15 protein-coding genes are annotated in these 15,514 nt (G+C 41.0%); 8 read left to right on the top strand and 7 right to left on the bottom strand.

The features are described 5' to 3' along the window. The first annotated feature begins 48 nt into the window (after positions 1-48). The 5 genes from BVH04_RS12755 (at position 49) to BVH04_RS12770 (ending at position 3,903) form a co-directional block, all read left to right on the top strand. On the top strand, positions 49-798 hold the full coding sequence (locus BVH04_RS12755) for a succinate dehydrogenase/fumarate reductase iron-sulfur subunit (RefSeq protein WP_086541856.1): 750 nt from the start codon (positions 49-51) through the stop codon (positions 796-798). 461 nt (positions 799-1,259) lie between these two features. Beyond that, positions 1,260-1,433 (top strand): hypothetical protein, encoded by a 174-nt coding sequence (locus BVH04_RS25475; RefSeq protein WP_169714427.1) that lies wholly within the window; start codon positions 1,260-1,262, stop codon positions 1,431-1,433. Between the two features lie 258 nt (positions 1,434-1,691). Then, positions 1,692-1,997, top strand: coding sequence for a hypothetical protein (locus BVH04_RS12760; protein ID WP_140160583.1), 306 nt, complete (start codon positions 1,692-1,694; stop codon positions 1,995-1,997). Between the two features lie 123 nt (positions 1,998-2,120). Then, positions 2,121-2,873 carry a CPBP family intramembrane glutamic endopeptidase gene (locus BVH04_RS12765; RefSeq protein ID WP_086541858.1) on the top strand — a complete coding sequence of 251 codons (753 nt, stop codon included), beginning with the start codon at positions 2,121-2,123 and terminating at the stop codon, positions 2,871-2,873. Positions 2,874-3,123: 250 nt separating this feature from the next. Further along, entirely contained in the window at positions 3,124-3,903 is a 780-nt protein-coding gene (locus BVH04_RS12770) for a 2-keto-4-pentenoate hydratase (RefSeq protein WP_086541859.1), read from the top strand. 226 nt (positions 3,904-4,129) lie between these two features. Here BVH04_RS12770 and BVH04_RS12775 read toward each other — a convergent pair whose 3' ends face one another. From BVH04_RS12775 to recQ, 4 genes are all read right to left on the bottom strand, one after another. Next, complete coding sequence (locus BVH04_RS12775) at positions 4,130-4,585, bottom strand: gliding motility lipoprotein GldH (RefSeq protein WP_169714428.1); 456 nt, start codon at positions 4,583-4,585, stop codon at positions 4,130-4,132. After that, positions 4,578-5,984, bottom strand: coding sequence for a PSP1 domain-containing protein (locus tag BVH04_RS12780; RefSeq protein ID WP_086541861.1), 1,407 nt, complete (start codon positions 5,982-5,984; stop codon positions 4,578-4,580). Before BVH04_RS12780 ends, BVH04_RS12775 begins: the two co-directional genes overlap by 8 nt. A gap of 133 nt (positions 5,985-6,117) precedes the next feature. After that, positions 6,118-7,404, bottom strand: coding sequence for a phosphoribosylamine--glycine ligase (purD, locus tag BVH04_RS12785; RefSeq protein ID WP_086541862.1), 1,287 nt, complete (start codon positions 7,402-7,404; stop codon positions 6,118-6,120). 14 nt (positions 7,405-7,418) lie between these two features. Continuing rightward, positions 7,419-9,596 (bottom strand): DNA helicase RecQ, encoded by a 2,178-nt coding sequence (gene recQ, locus BVH04_RS12790; protein ID WP_086541863.1) that lies wholly within the window; start codon positions 9,594-9,596, stop codon positions 7,419-7,421. Between the two features lie 96 nt (positions 9,597-9,692). Here recQ and BVH04_RS12795 point away from each other — a divergent pair, with 96 nt between their 5' ends. Continuing rightward, entirely contained in the window at positions 9,693-10,661 is a 969-nt protein-coding gene (locus BVH04_RS12795; protein ID WP_086541864.1) for a KpsF/GutQ family sugar-phosphate isomerase, read from the top strand. 8 nt (positions 10,662-10,669) lie between these two features. Then, complete coding sequence (locus tag BVH04_RS12800; RefSeq protein ID WP_086541865.1) at positions 10,670-11,743, top strand: mannose-1-phosphate guanylyltransferase; 1,074 nt, start codon at positions 10,670-10,672, stop codon at positions 11,741-11,743. 176 nt (positions 11,744-11,919) lie between these two features. On the opposite strand, the gene rlmB is transcribed toward BVH04_RS12800, so the two are convergent. Then, positions 11,920-12,693: a 23S rRNA (guanosine(2251)-2'-O)-methyltransferase RlmB gene (rlmB, locus tag BVH04_RS12805; RefSeq protein ID WP_086541866.1), complete on the bottom strand. Its 774-nt coding sequence runs from the start codon at positions 12,691-12,693 to the stop codon at positions 11,920-11,922. Then, on the bottom strand, positions 12,666-13,868 hold the full coding sequence (locus BVH04_RS12810) for a GWxTD domain-containing protein (RefSeq protein ID WP_240510914.1): 1,203 nt from the start codon (positions 13,866-13,868) through the stop codon (positions 12,666-12,668). Before BVH04_RS12810 ends, rlmB begins: the two co-directional genes overlap by 28 nt. A gap of 94 nt (positions 13,869-13,962) precedes the next feature. Here BVH04_RS12810 and BVH04_RS12815 point away from each other — a divergent pair, with 94 nt between their 5' ends. Continuing rightward, on the top strand, positions 13,963-14,739 hold the full coding sequence (locus BVH04_RS12815) for a class I SAM-dependent methyltransferase (RefSeq protein WP_086541868.1): 777 nt from the start codon (positions 13,963-13,965) through the stop codon (positions 14,737-14,739). Positions 14,740-14,765: 26 nt separating this feature from the next. Here BVH04_RS12815 and BVH04_RS12820 read toward each other — a convergent pair whose 3' ends face one another. After that, positions 14,766-15,380: a MarC family protein gene (locus BVH04_RS12820; protein WP_086541869.1), complete on the bottom strand. Its 615-nt coding sequence runs from the start codon at positions 15,378-15,380 to the stop codon at positions 14,766-14,768. Between the last annotated feature and the right edge of the window lie 134 nt (positions 15,381-15,514).

Genomic DNA, 15,514 nt, shown 5'->3' on the forward strand with positions numbered 1-15,514 from the left:
TCAGTTCGGGACAGGCTATATGGCCTTTAAAAGACAAATTATAATCATATGAAACTGACATTAAAAATATGGAGACAGAAAAACGCCAGCGATAAAGGCGGTTTTGTCACCTATCCAATAGATGGAATTTCCTCTGACATGTCATTCCTAGAGATGATGGATGTCTTGAATGAGGAACTTACTATCAAAGGAGAAGACCCTGTGCACTTTGACCACGATTGCCGCGAAGGTATCTGTGGAAGCTGCTCACTTTATATTAATGGGCATCCACACGGTCCCAAGCAAACTACCACTTGCCAACTTCATATGCGTTCGTTCTCTGATGGAGATACGATCACTATCGAGCCTTGGAGAGCGAAGGCTTTTCCAGTAGTGAAGGATTTGGTGGTGAATCGTAGCGCATTTGATAGGATTATCCAAGCAGGTGGTTATGTATCGGTGAATACTGGTGGTGTACCTGATGCCAATGAGATTCCTATCCCAAAAAGAGTCGCTGATGAAGCATTTGATTCGGCTACTTGTATCGGATGTGGAGCCTGTGTAGCGGCGTGCAAGAATGCTTCTGCGATGCTTTTCACCTCTGCGAAAATCTCTCAGCTGGCAATGCTTCCACAAGGTCAAGTGGAGCGAATGTCCAGAGCAGAGAAAATGGTAGCTCAGATGGATGAGGAAGGTTTCGGAGCTTGTACCAACACGGGTGCCTGCGAAGCAGAGTGTCCAAAAGGAATCAGCTTGACAAATATTGCTCGGATGAACAGAGAATACTACTCAGCTTCATTGAAAAGCGAGAATGTGTAAGGAATGATCGTCTGAAACGATACGTAGCTTTGTTCCCCTGCCCGAAGACCGATGACGAAAGTGGCTTTGATTCGAGCTTTAAGCGTAACCTGTTAGATATACATTAAATAAATGAAAGCCGGCTTGAGTCGGCTTTTTTTGGGTTTAGGGAAAAACCGGATCATACTTTTTGTTGCACATATCCTCCCTATGCAGATATAACCGCAACTGTTAAGTTTGTGTTGGCGAATCTAACCCGTGAGGGAATTTCGCATAGAAGGGAGTGTAATCCAGGTGAAATCCTATCAGATAAGTAGTGGAATTAGTTATTGAAGATCTGAAAAGAGTTTTCAGGAAAAATTTTTACATATTTAGGGAATCGCAATGACAGGTGGGTTCAAGAAGTTATTAATTCCTGGGTCATCTTGATATAAGAAAAATAACCGCAATTGCGGATATCAAACGTAGGCACACATTAAAAAATGACTAAAAGGACGAAAATATCAATAGGGATACTTGCAAGTATTATTTTGATTCCAATATTGACATTGACAGTTTGGTATCAAGTTTACCAGCAACGTCTGATAGACCAGCCACCTTCATTTGATTTATTTATCGCAGAGACATTTTTCGACCAAGACGACAGTTCTCCTTAGGACATTGTATCCGTAGACCAAAAAAGACCAAGCGAGTGGCAGCTCGACCATAAACAATTTGAAAAACTCGATACAGTTTTACTTAGCCTGACAAACTTATCAGGAGAGAAATTCTACTACACGAGTTGGGGAGCACCATTTACTCGTTTTCGACAAGACCTCATTATTTATAAAAACGGAAATGCCGACACTATTCCCTTTGGCGGACATGGTTGCGGCACGGGTGTTTATGCAGCTGCACTCAAGGACAAAGAAACTATGACTAGGACTATTTACAATCGTCTTATGTTTAACCCATATTCCAATTACGACTTAGCGATAGAAACTGATAGCTTCCCAGACCAATTCAAAGAAATTTATGGGGATTCAGTTGCAATAATGTTTAGCCAAGCGACCTATAGCAACCCTTGGAATAAATACAGATCGCAAATGATGTTCTGGGACTACATAATGGTTTCGACTGATAAAATACTTAACAATTGGAGAAAAGGAAAGTATGTACGATTACCAGAGAAAGAACCGACAATGGAAGAACATTTTGGAATGAAGAAATTTGGACAATAAAAAACAAAAACGTGTCCCAACAATCGCTATAAAAACATGCCCTTCGGGACATGTTTCATAGCGGGGTCGTTGTGCGTCACTTTGACAAAAACAATAGAGAAAACCGGAAATTTAGAATAAAATATGGAGAATGAATTAAAACCCTTATGGAGTAAGATTTTCAATTTTAACTGGAAGTTTGGACTTTTTTTAATTCTTCTAATATGTATTCCTCGTTTTGTTTTGGTCTTGCACGGCAATGCAATAGCCAATATGCAATATGTAGGAATAATTATGCTAATTATGGCTACTGTACCGTTCGTTTTTTTAAGTAAGTATGGCAGAAAAAAAATTGGAATTAAAAAACCTACAAATAATCGTTGGCTGATTATTGCGTTGATTATTGGCATCGTTTTTAGCATTTTGCTTTACTTCCTAGGAGAAACGTTTTATGGTAACTCTTATGAAAATTGGTACAACTATATTGGAAAATCTTATAATATTCCGAAAGAAATCGACGAGCAAAGTAAGCTTATTTTGTTCGGTATTTCAGCTTTGATTGGAATGACATTTAGCCCGATTGGAGAAGAACTTTTTTTTAGAGGAATAGTCCATTCAAGTTTTGCGAATTCCCTAGGTAACAGAAAAGCATCTTTAATTGATAGTTCGTCATTTGCTATTGTTCATATTTCACATTTTGGCTTCGTATTCCACAATCAACAATGGAAATTCCTTTTCGTACCAACTCTAATATGGGTATTGAGTATGTTTATTCTAAGTATTTTATTTTACGTTTGCAGAAAACGTTCAGGCTCGATTTTAGGAGCAGTAATATGTCATTCAGCTTTCAATTTGGGAATGACTTATTGTATATTTTATCCATTCGGCGAGTATTAAAATTGCCATTAACAATGTAAAAAAAATATAGCGGAATGGTGCTTAAACAAAGGCTTGAGCGTGTTTACATAGTCGCCAAATCTTTTGCTTGGGATTTTATAGAGAAAAGGTAAAAACAAAATGTAAAAGATTTGGCAAAGAGCAAACCTGAACGTTTATCGCTTTCTACTGCCTTACTTGCCATATACTAAACGTTATGCAGCATAAAAGTTAAAAACTATTGACGATAATCGTAGCTCAACCAAATTATATGAAGACACTAGAATCAATAGCAACTGACTTTTATCACTCTTTTTATAAAAAAGAATGGATTGGAGAAGAAGATTCAGTAAGAAAACTTTCGATTCAAGAAGCTTATGAAGTACAAGACTTAGTAACTAAAAGAAGAATCGAGTCCGGAGAGCATGTTGTAGGATTCAAAGTAGGTTGTACAAGCAATTCAATTCGGAAGCAATTTGGTCTAAGTGAACCTATTTATGGAAGATTATTCTATCCCCATGTTGGAAATAACCAAGTAAATGTTAACTGGAGTGATTACATTAATTGCGCAATCGAACCAGAATTGGTCATAAAAATTGGAAAAAATCTTGAAGGCAAAAACCTTTCTGATGAAGAGTTTATCGATGCAATAGACTACGTCAGCCCGGGAGTTGAAATTCATGAGTACAATTTTTGGGTTAACCCGCCGACAATCCAAGAATTAATTTGTTCTGGTGGTATTCATACAGGTCTTATTATAGGAGACCAAAGGATTTCGCCTGTAGATTTACAATTCAAAGATGAAGTATTTACTGTATACAAAAACAAATCTCTCATAACTTCTGCACCTAGTTCAGAGATAATGGGTGGTCCGTTTCACTCATTACGATGGTTGGTGAATTTACTAACAGATAAAGGATTGTTATTAGAAAAAGGGAGCTTAGTAATCCCTGGCTCTCCTGTTGAACTTGTGAATATTAATCAGGATACTGAATTGGAAGTTGTAATCGATAATGTTGGAAGTATTACAGTTAAATTTGAAAGAAAATAACCGAATTAATTTGCAAATATAATTATGATGTTTTTTGGCATAAACAGAAAACGCTGCATAAAAACACCTAAATATTCATAACCACCCTACGGGATGGCAGCGCTTTTTAGGCAGACGTTGTACCTCAGAAATAAATAATCCCCCCCGAAACACTTCGGCTCCACCTCTTCAACGCTATATTCTAAATTTACTTTTGCTAATGCCAAGAATGAGGGCAATCATAATTTTACTTCAGAATCTTGATTCCCACTGCTTCTATACCCGGCAATTGATCTTGCCGCATGTACTGCAAGAGCGTGATGCTTTTGGTCTGCTTATCAAATAAGAAAGGAAGCGTGTCATAGCGTGTATAAGAGTTCCCAAATCCCTCGCCAAGAGGTTCGCCTGATTTCGGGTCAAATAGCGTGATGTTCACCAGCTTATTGTCCAAAACTGTACCTGAGGAATCTTTGCTAATTACTCTCAGATAGCAGTTGGAAAAGGCGTATTCCTCATTGAACTTCACAGCTACCAAGTCAGGTGAATCTACAAGCTCCACATTCTGAAGATCAAAAATAAGACTATCAGTAACGCCCCAATTTTGATTTGGCAAAGGGTGAAATTTCTCGTAGATGCGCCCTTCAGTACAGGCTCCAACTACGAGAATCAACAATACAAAAAGGCAGAGTTTTACCTTATTCATTCCCAGGTTTATTAGGATTAGGCCCTTGGTTTTTTCTTGGTGGAAATTTCTTCTTTCCTTCCCCTTTAGGTTTTGGATCTTCTGAATTTGCATTCTCGGAGTTGCCTGTGTTGCCCGTGTTGCCTTTTGGTTTTTGCACATTTTGCCTTTTTGGCCCCGTATTCTGTGGGTTAGGCTGCTGTGGAGCGGGCGCTTGTCCAGCATTTCCTTCTGGATTTCTAGGCTTATTTCTGTTTTTGTTATTTCTGCGCTTTTTCGGCTGCTCACCTGCGGGTCTTTGATTTTGAGGAGCATTTTGCTGCGCCTCCGGTGGATTTTGTTTTGGAGCAGGGTTATTAGATGCTTGCTGGGGTCTGTTTCCCTCGATATTTTTGTTTTGAGGACGTGGTTTTTTCTTACGCTTTGGGCTTGAATTAGCAAACTTCTTATCCAATAGCTCCAATTCTCTCGTTGACTTAGCTGCTAAATCTTCAATTTCTGAAGCTTCGTTGTACTTAAGTGTAAAGACTTTGGTGCCTTTTTCATTGATCGCCTGGATTTCTTTCACGCGCTCACAGGTGATGCTGTGCCAGTCGTTGTCGTTATTGTAGCTAAACCACATCAGCTTACGGAATATATCCGTCTTCTGTAATTTGGCTGGGCCGGATTCTGTCAGTAGTGGACGTTCAACGGAAGGAATGTCTTTGATCGCATCCATGTAGGTGTCCAGTTCATAATTTAGGCAGCATTTCAGCCTACCACATTGACCACTCAGTTTCCCGGGATTGAGGGAAAGATTCTGATACCTCGCCGCAGAGGTACTTACATTTTTGAAGTCAACCAACCAGGTCGAACAGCAAAGCTCTCTCCCACAAACTCCAATTCCGCCAAGTCTTCCAGCTTCCTGTCGAAGACTGATTTGGTGCATTTCTACTCGGATTCTGAATTCTCCCGCGAGCGCTTTGATCAATTCACGGAAATCTACTCGGTCATCTGCTGAGTAATAGAAGGTAGCTTTGGAGTTGTCTGCCTGATATTCTATATCGGACATTTTCATTTTCAGCCCAAATTCTTCCACAATCTGCCGACACCTGTAGAGGGTAGGGATTTCACGGTTTTGAGCTTCACCCCATTTTTCCATGTCTTTTTGATTTGCGACACGGTATATTCTTAGGATTTCATCGTCATCCCTGATTTTTCTTTTTTGCATTTGAAGGCGAACGAGTTCACCCTGAAGTGACACATAGCCGATGTGATGTCCACTTGGGACGTCCACCACGACAGGATCACCCGTATTTAAGGCAAGAAAATCTACATTTCTATAGTATTCTTTTCTTCCTCCTTTGAATTTGATTTCCACTATGTCAAAGTGGTCCACCTCGGGAATTCCCATGTGAGACAGCCAATCGAAGACATTCATTTTATTACAATCACTCGTGCCGCAAGAGCCGTTACTTTGGCAGCCTCCGGTACCTCCTGAGGAGGTTGAGCATGTGCTACATCCAGACATAATATATAGGCAGGGGCAAAGCCCTGGTTAGTTTTGGGTTTAATTACATTAAGTTAAGGATATCCATTCCGATATCCTTACGATAATAGGCCTGATCCCAGTTGATGCCTTTTACCGCTGTAAATGCATTGCTAAGTGCTTCTTGCAATGACTCTCCTTTGCCGGTGACGGCTATCACCCGACCACCTTGATTGACTAATTCACCGTTTTCATTTCTTCCCGTTCCGGCATGGAAAATCTCCGCACCGATTACATTTTCTGGTAGTGAAATTACTTTTCCTTTATCATAAGAACCAGGATAACCACCGCTGACCATTACTATTGTAGCGGCATAATCCGGTGAGATTTTCAGCTGGTAAGAGTCTAGCGTTCCGGTGCCAATGCCATAAAGCAGTTCCAAGAAATCACTTTCTATTCGAGGAAGTACCGCTTCTGTTTCCGGGTCGCCCATACGCACATTATATTCGATCACGTGTGGCTCGCCATCTTTGTTCATCAGGCCTATGAATAAAAAGCCCTTGTAAGGTATGTTTTCCTTTGCAAGACCTTCTACTGTTGGCTTCACGACTAGCTCTTCTACTTTTGCCATAAAGGCTTCGTCTGCGAAAATAACAGGGCTCACAGCTCCCATTCCACCAGTATTGAGTCCGGTATCTCCTTCGCCTATGCGTTTATAATCTTTTGCCTCCGGCAAAATCTTATAGTTTTTCCCATCGGTAGCTACAAACACAGAAAGTTCTATACCGGTAAGAAATTCTTCAATCACAACCTTGGATGATGCCTCGCCGAATTTTCTGTCCAAAAGCATTTCCTTCAATGAAGCTTTTGCCTCCTCCAGTGTCAAGCAGATAAGCACGCCTTTGCCAGCGGCAAGTCCATCTGCTTTTAATACGATAGGGAGGTTTTGTGTATCCAAATAAGCCAATCCAGCATCCAGTTGAGCTGCGGTAAAGGTTTCGTAAGCCGCAGTTGGGATATTATTCCGCTGCATAAAGCGCTTGGAAAAATCCTTACTTCCTTCTAGCGTAGCTCCAAGTTGAGATGGGCCAACTACGGGAATTGTCGCAGTGTCAGGCTGGTTTTGAAGGTAGTCTACAATTCCCTTTACTAAAGGCTCTTCAGGGCCTACTACTACTAAGCCTATGTTTTTTGATGTGATGAAATCTCGGATTGCGTCAAAATCAGTGATGCTGATGTCCACATTGATGGCTATGGTTTCTGTGCCGGCATTGCCCGGAGCTACATATAGCTGGGTACAATCGGCGCTTTGTACAATCTTCCAGGCGAAAGCATGTTCTCTGCCTCCGCTTCCTAATAAGAGTATATTCATTGACTCAATTCAAGTTAATTAGCATGCTCAGAGATAAATTTGATTCGATAGACGCGCAATTCATCTTCTGCAAAGTCTTCATCCTCTAATTCGTCCAGGGCTGCTTTGATCTGATCACTGGTAGCATTCATGAAGTAGTCGTGGAGCATATCCTCCCGATCTTCATCCATGATGCTTTCTATGTAGTAATCTATATTTAGTTTAGTTCCGCTATAAATAATCTGCTCTATTTCATGGAGTAAATCACTCATACTCATGTTGAGGTTTTCTGCTACCTCATCCAAGCCTACCTTGCGGTCGATCTGCTGGATTATTGAAATCTTCACTTTCGACCTAGTGCCAGATGACTTGACTACCACATCTGAAGCGGTCTCTATCTCATTCTCTTCTACGTAGTTCGTAATTAATTTCAAGAATGAAGACCCGAATTTAACGACTTTTCCCATACCTACGCCAATGATTTGCGCTAGCTCATCTCGGGTGGTAGGATATATGGTTGCCATTTCTTCCAAAGAAGGATCCTGAAAGATGATATAAGGTGGAAGCCCTTTTGCGCGGGCCACTTTTTTACGCTCTGATTTTAAGAGTTCAAATAGCTTCTCATCATAAGCGATCCTGGAACTGATATCTATTTCCGCCTGACCATTTTGCACTTCAGCTGCGAAATCGTGGTCATAATGGAGTTCAATTTCAAAAGGAGCTTCTAGAAAATCTTTTCCTTTTGGAGTGAGCTTAAGTACACCATAACTTTCGATGTCCTTTTCGAGCATGTTCAGGATCATCACTTGGCGGATCACGCCTATCCAAGTTTTCTCGGTATCCTCTTTTCCTTTCGCAAAAACGGGTAATTTATCATGTGAATAGCTCAGAACGTAATCAGTCGATTCGCCTATGATCACATTCACCAGATGTTCAAGACCAAATCGCTCGTTGGTTTGTTGTGCTGCTTCCAGCACCGTACTTACCTTGTCCATACCTTCGAAGGTCTTGCGATCGCGCTTACAGTTGTCGCAAAAGCCACAATCATCATTCATCGTTTCACCGAAGTAGTTCAGGATAAATTTCCTGCGACACACGCCCGTCTCTGAGTAGGCTGCCATTTCCTGTAAGAGGATCTTGGCATTTTCCCGCTCTGTGACTGGTTTGTCTTTGTTGAATTTGTCAAGTTTTACGATGTCTTCATATCTATAGAACATGAGGCAGTGTCCCTCCAAGCCATCGCGACCAGCACGGCCAGTTTCCTGATAGTATCCTTCCAGCGATTTTGGAACATCGTAATGGATCACATAGCGTACATCCGGCTTATCAATCCCCATCCCAAATGCGATAGTAGCTACGATCACATCCAATTCTTCATTGAGGAAATCATCCTGAGTCTTGATTCTCACGGAAGAATCCAGTCCTGCATGATATGGAGCTGCATTGACTTGATTTACTACAAGCAGCTGTGCGATTTCCTCTACTTTTTTGCGGCTGAGACAATAGATGATTCCTGATTTTCCTTTGTGTCCCTTGATGAATTTGATCAAATCCTTCTTAGAGTCATTCTTTACCTTGGGACGAATCTCATAGAAAAGGTTTGTTCTGTTGAAGGAAGACTTGAACAAATCAGCTTCTTCCATCTGAAGATTGCGCTGTATGTCTTGCTGCACCTTTGGCGTAGCAGTGGCAGTCAGTGCAATAATCGGCAAATTAGGTGCGATTTGAGCAATAATTGATTTGATTCTTCTGTATTCCGGACGGAAATCATGGCCCCACTCTGATATACAGTGGGCTTCATCAATGGCTACAAAGCTAAGCTCAGCGGATTTGAGGAATGCAACGTTTTCTTCCTTGGTCAAAGATTCTGGTGCCACATAGAGAAGTTTGGTTTTCTTGCTTAGCACTTCACTTTTTACACGGTTGGCCTCAGATTTATTCAGAGTAGAGTTCAGGAAGTGGGCATTGATTCCCAGTGCCTGTAACTGATCGACCTGATTTTTCATCAAAGCTATCAATGGGGAGATCACTATAGCAGTGCCTTCTTGGATCACAGCTGGTAATTGATAGCATAGAGATTTACCAGCGCCCGTAGGCATTATGACGAACGTATTTCGTTTGTTGAGCAAGTTATCGACGATCAATTCCTGGTTTCCCCGGAATTGACTGAATCCAAAGATTTCTTTAAGATCTGCTTTTACTTTTTCTTCCACTTGTTAAGGGGCTTAAAGGGTGACTAAAGCCTGTAAACAGGAATGATTTATTACATTTATACCCAGGTTCAAAATTAGTTATAAACCCAGGTAAAATTGAATTTAGCTAAAAATATTAGAAAAACAGCCACGAGAGTACTGCAAAACGAGGCGCAGGCAGTGTTAAATCTTGTCGATTTTTTGGATGGTGATTTTGAAGCTTGTGTTGAGTACATTTTGGCTTCCAAAGGTAGAGTGGTGATTACCGGAGTTGGGAAAAGTGCGATCATCGCCCATAAGATTGTTGCTACACTTAATTCAACGGGCACCCCAGCACTATTTATGCATGCAGCAGATGCTATTCACGGAGACTTGGGTATGATCCTGGAAGATGATATAGTCATCTGTATTTCCAAAAGCGGCAATACCCCAGAGGTTAAAGTTCTTGTTCCTTTGCTCAAAAAATTAGGATCTAAGCTCGTGGCCTTAGTAAGCAATACGAAGAGTTTTCTTGCAGAGCATTCGGATTACGTTCTGAATGCCACCATTGGCGAGGAAGCCTGCCCAAATAATTTGGCTCCTACTACAAGTACTACAGCACATTTGGCATTGGGAGATGCTTTGGCTGTTTGCTTACTTGATGCTAGAGGATTTACCTCAGCCGATTTTGCCAAGTATCATCCTGGAGGTTCTTTAGGCAAGCAGTTGTATCTTAGAGTAGGCGATGTGTTGGGAGGAAATGAAATACCAATTGTTTCCGAAAATGCCGGTTTGGCTGAGGTAATTCTTGAAATATCAGGGAAAAGATTAGGAGCTACATCGGTAATTGATGTGGACGGGAATTTGAAAGGAATTATCACAGATGGGGATTTGCGAAGAATGCTGCAAAAATCGCTTGATATTCAATCGCTTAGGGCTTCAGATATCATGACCGTAAATCCCAAGTCCATTTCAACTCAGGAATACGCCATTCGTGCACTGAATATGATGAAAGATCATAATATCACTCAACTTGTGGCGATGAATGGAGAAAAAATCGCAGGTTTTGTTCATATTCATGAATTGATGAAAGAAGGAATCGTTTAATTTTTAGCATGCACAATAAACCCTACATTCTCATTATGGCCGGCGGTATTGGAGCCAGATTTTGGCCCTATAGCCGTAGAAGGCGGCCAAAGCAATTTTTGGATATACTGGGGACGGGTCGAACCTTGTTGCAAATGACTTACGATCGGTTTACAGAAATGGCAGAACCTGATCAGTTTGTAGTCATCACGTATAGAAAATACCTTGCGCTTGTCAAAGAGCAGCTGCCAGAGCTGAAGAACCATCAGATCCTCACAGAACCTTTGAGGAAAAATACAGCTACCTGCATTGCTTATGCTACCTACAGAATTCATTCCTTAGATCCGGAGGCAACGGTAATTGTCACACCGGCTGATCACCTGATTTTGCAAGAAAAGAAATTTACCCGTACGCTTAAAAAGGCTGTCGAGGCTGCGGCGGAGGATAGTAAATTAATCACGCTTGGGATAAAGCCAAATAGACCGGAAACAGGCTATGGCTATATTCAATACATAGAAAAAGCACATACGCATGTATTCCGGGTAAAGGCATTTATAGAAAAGCCAAATTCAAAACTCGCAAAGACATTTTTGGAAAGTGGAGATTTTGTCTGGAATTCAGGCATGTTTGTCTGGAAGGCGAAAAGCCTTATCCTAGCTTTTGAAAAGCACATGCCGGATTTGGCGGAGGTATTTGAAGAAGGGGTGTCTATCTACGGAACAGACAAAGAGGCAGAATTTGTCTCAAGAGCATATACTCAAGTGAAGAACATATCGATTGATTACGGAGTAATGGAAAAATCAAGTCAGGTCTATGTGATTCTTGGTGATTTTGGCTGGTCGGATTTAGGCTCTTGGAATAGTCTTTATGATTTGAGAGAAAAGGATGAGAATAACAATGTGGTGGAGGCAAATGCTATTCTATATGAAACTGAAAACAGCTATATAAAAGTAAAAGGGGATAAATTGGTGGTCGTGCAGGGTCTTAAGAACTACCTAGTGAACGAAACGGACAATGTCCTACTAATTTGCAAACTCGACGCTGAGAAGAAGTTCCGTGAGTTTGTCTCTAATGCAAAAAAGAAAGGGGAAGACTTTATATAAGTCATCCCCTTTAGATATTGATACTATGTGTATCCGTTTTTTGCCAGTAAGGTGATAAAAGCATCGTAAAATATGCTCCATTCTTGAATTTAGGCCACTTCGGTCACCTGTTTTCGGTCTTCCGACCAGTAAAGCAAAGATATTTTGGTTACAGGCATAATTGATATTTTTCCGAATTATTTCCGCTGCCTGATTGCTTCATAAATAGCCACACCAGCTGATACGGATACATTCAAACTTTCAATTTTGCCTGCCATAGGGATGTTGACTTTTTCGTCCACGATTCCCATTAGTTCGGTAGAAATCCCATCTTCCTCTGATCCCATCACCATAGCCACCGGCACGGTGAAGTCAACATCATACATCGTCTTTTCAGTTTTTTCCGTGATTGCGATTAATACCAAGCCAGATTTCTGAAGATCTCTACAGGTATAAAAGAGGTTTCTCACGCGCACTACAGGAAGGAAATTCAATGCTCCCACAGAAGTTTTGATAGCGTCAGAATTGATCTGTGCGCTTCCTTTTTCGGGGATTACTATTGCATCTACACCTGCACATTCTGCAGTTCTGGCGATAGCACCGAAGTTTCTAACGTCAGTGATTCTATCGAGAATCAGTATCAATGGTGCTTTTCCCACATTAAAGCAGCTCTCGATCACGTGATCCAAAGAAGCGTATTCTATGGAAGACATCTGAGCGACTACACCCTGATGATTCTTTCGCGTGATCCTGTTCAGTTTAGCGTCAGGAACTCGGACTACTGGGATTTTTTCAGCTTTACAAAGCTTGAGCAATTCCTTGATCAGGTCATTGTTGATTTCCTTCTGAACCAACACTTTGTCAATGTCTTTACCGGCATGGATTGATTCCATGACCGCTCTTGTCCCAAAAATAAAATCTTTTTCGTGTTCGCCTTTTTCAATTAAAAAGCCATCTTTCCGCTTCTCCATATGGATATGTTTTTGAACCAAACCGGCTGATAAGCACGCGAGCGATTCAAGGTGTAATAGTGTGGGCTAAGTATGTTTTTAACCCGCGCAAAGTTAAAGCGAATTCTCGAACTCTCATTAGTTCCTCCATAACTCCACACTTCCCTATCCAAATAAAAGTTGACTTCTTGGGGTGGTCCCATCACGATGTAGATCATTCCCTTGTCTGTTTTCCAGCCTTCTTTGAAATCTGTGAATAGAATATTGGCGAATTCTACCTGTCTGAAATATTCCCGTATTAGCTCTTTGGCGGTGTCAGCATTTCTAGTCAAGCCTATCCAGTAAGTGTCCAAAGCCTTCTTTTTGTCCTCAGCTGCCATCAGATCTTCATGCTCTTTGCGAGTAGAAATATAAGTAACCATATCCACCATTTCATCCCAATCTTTCACCTTCGGAAATGCTTCATGTGCTGTCTTGAGTACAAATCCTGCACGGGCTGAGGTGTCACTTTGTATGAAATAGTATCCGATTTCATCGAAGGATTTGGGGATAAGTTCTAGGAAATTTCCTTGATCTATCACCTGCAATTCTCTGGGAACAGATGCAGGCTTGGTCTCCATCGGAGGATAAGGAACTTCAAGATTTATCGGGTAGTAAAAGCTATGAAGATTTGGGCCCCCATTGGATTTGAATAGTAGTGACTCACCTACGTTCAAGTAGTTCTGATCGAAGCCTACATTATTGGCATAATAGGCACCGAAGTTTGGTTGATCGAATACGAAGCTGCTTTTGATGTCTGTAGAATAAAAATATTCATCGTCTTGCCTTGTGTCAATTGCCGTAAAAAGTGCAATGGAAATTTCGGTACTCTCGGGTATTTCAAATGACTTCTCAAATACCCAGTGTCTTTCAGTATCATACTTCAGATCATCAGAGGTCAAAATGAAAGTATTGTCCGAAAGAATCTCCTCATCGTAGCTGTCCAACATGGAGTAAGTAAAGCTAAATGAATTGAATTCCGGATTTTCTTCGATTTTTTCTACTTGAAACTGAAGTTTGTAAGTCGTCTTATTTACTTTGATCGGGATGATCTTCAGTGAGAGTCTGGAGTATCTCGAATAGCGAAGTGTCTGATTTAGACTACTTAAGGATTTCTGAGCTAGGGTTGGTAAAGTAGTGCCTACGAAGAGGATCAAAAAAATCAGGAGTCGGCTTGTGTTACAGTTCATCGGGTGTTGATCTCGGGTTTTCAAAATTAACCTTACTTTTGCCAAAATAGTAAATTTTTGTATGGCTACCTATACAACGGAAATCGCCTCTGACAAGTTAGTCAGTGACAATCCTATTCATCAACGCTTATTGAAAGCATACATTGCTGCTCAGCCTTGGATTTCTGGCAAATTGCTGGAAGTGGGCTGCGGGGAAGGCCGTGGAGTGGATACTCTTTTGCCTTTGGCAGATAGCTATCTTGGTTTGGATAAAATCCAGGAAGTCATCCACGAGCTGAAAGTAAGATTCCCTAAAGTGGAGTTTCAGCAAGCTGTAATCCCGCCATTCAAAGGAATCGCTGATAACTCTTTCGATACAATTGTGAGTTTTCAAGTGATAGAGCACATTCCAAATGACCGATTATTTCTGGAGGAAATCTATCGCGTATTGAAGCCAGGGGGGAAAGCCGTCATTTCCACTCCAAATATTAATCATACGCTTTCTAGAAATCCTTGGCATGAGCGAGAATACACTCCTCAGCAGTTGATCGATTTGTGTTCCTCTATTTTTGACTCGGTGGAGGCAAAAGGAGTAGGGGGAAATGACAAAGTTTGGGCTTATCATGATGCCAACCGCAAGTCTGTGCAGAAAATCATGCGCTTCGATATTTTTGATTTGCAGCACAAGTTGCCCGCATCAATTCTGAAAATGCCGTACGAGATTCTCAATCGCAGGAATCGCAACAAACTTCATCAACAGCAGGGAAAAAGCATAGTGGAAATCACGCATGAAGATTATCCGATAGTCAATGATCCTGCGAAAGGACTGGATTTGTTTTATATCCTGAGAAAGAAGTAGGACTGAAGTAAAGACTCTAGATTATTTTATTCAAAAAAAGCTGCCCTTATCCCAGAGATTATCATGTTGGTACCGATGATGGCAATGATCAAACCCATGATCTTTCCGATCACGACTATGATATTTTTTCCCAATCGTTTCACGATTTGATCTCCCAATTCAAACGCAATGTGGGTCAGTATGCACATTACTGCAAAGACTCCGATGACAATTAGGATGTTCATGTAATTGCCCTGCGAGGCAAAGTTCATGGCTGTTACAATCGTGCCTGGCCCAGCAAGGATAGGAATAGCCAAAGGTGAGATCGCAATGTTCTCTTGAGTTTCAGGTTCTTTGATGTGCTTGACACTGGATTTTTTGGATTGGAGCATTTCAAAGCCCACATAGAAAATCAAGATTCCACCGGTTATTTTGAAGGCAGGAATAGTGATTCCGAAGATTTCAAAAATGAATTTCCCAAGGACTACAAAGACGACGACAATTATAAAAGCCGTAAAGGTTGCCCTTTTGCTGATGCTTCTTTTGGTTGCTTTATCTAGATCATCTGTAAGTGAAGCGAAGATCGGCACGTTTGCGATCGGGTTCATGATCGCAAAAAATCCCGTAAAAACTGATAAAGTGAAGGCAAGGATGTTATCCATGAATAGGCGCTGAGCTTCTGAATTGACTAGAATTTGCGAAGGTATCAAAATCTTCTGCTTGAATGATAAGAACTACAGTTTTACCATTTTTCATTTAAGCAATTGTTAGAACATTTCTGGCAGTTTTCTAATAT

It is taken from the genome of Algoriphagus antarcticus, assembly GCF_002150685.1.
Classification (GTDB): Bacteria; Bacteroidota; Bacteroidia; order Cytophagales; family Cyclobacteriaceae; genus Algoriphagus; species Algoriphagus antarcticus.

What these genes read in the sequence shown, in the direction of transcription:
- BVH04_RS12800 (WP_086541865.1), top strand. Translation starts at nt 10,670, where the DNA reads ATGCACAATAAACCCTACATTCTCATTATGGCCGGCGGTATTGGAGCC.
- rlmB (WP_086541866.1), bottom strand. Translation starts at nt 12,693, where the DNA reads ATGGAGAAGCGGAAAGATGGCTTTTTAATTGAAAAAGGCGAACACGAA.
- BVH04_RS12815 (WP_086541868.1), top strand. Translation starts at nt 13,963, where the DNA reads ATGGCTACCTATACAACGGAAATCGCCTCTGACAAGTTAGTCAGTGAC.
- BVH04_RS25475 (WP_169714427.1), top strand. Translation starts at nt 1,260, where the DNA reads ATGACTAAAAGGACGAAAATATCAATAGGGATACTTGCAAGTATTATT.
- BVH04_RS12765 (WP_086541858.1), top strand. Translation starts at nt 2,121, where the DNA reads ATGGAGAATGAATTAAAACCCTTATGGAGTAAGATTTTCAATTTTAAC.
- BVH04_RS12770 (WP_086541859.1), top strand. Translation starts at nt 3,124, where the DNA reads ATGAAGACACTAGAATCAATAGCAACTGACTTTTATCACTCTTTTTAT.
- BVH04_RS12780 (WP_086541861.1), bottom strand. Translation starts at nt 5,984, where the DNA reads ATGAATGTCTTCGATTGGCTGTCTCACATGGGAATTCCCGAGGTGGAC.
- BVH04_RS12760 (WP_140160583.1), top strand. Translation starts at nt 1,692, where the DNA reads ATGACTAGGACTATTTACAATCGTCTTATGTTTAACCCATATTCCAAT.
- BVH04_RS12820 (WP_086541869.1), bottom strand. Translation starts at nt 15,380, where the DNA reads ATGGATAACATCCTTGCCTTCACTTTATCAGTTTTTACGGGATTTTTT.
- BVH04_RS12755 (WP_086541856.1), top strand. Translation starts at nt 49, where the DNA reads ATGAAACTGACATTAAAAATATGGAGACAGAAAAACGCCAGCGATAAA.
- BVH04_RS12775 (WP_169714428.1), bottom strand. Translation starts at nt 4,585, where the DNA reads ATGAATAAGGTAAAACTCTGCCTTTTTGTATTGTTGATTCTCGTAGTT.
- purD (WP_086541862.1), bottom strand. Translation starts at nt 7,404, where the DNA reads ATGAATATACTCTTATTAGGAAGCGGAGGCAGAGAACATGCTTTCGCC.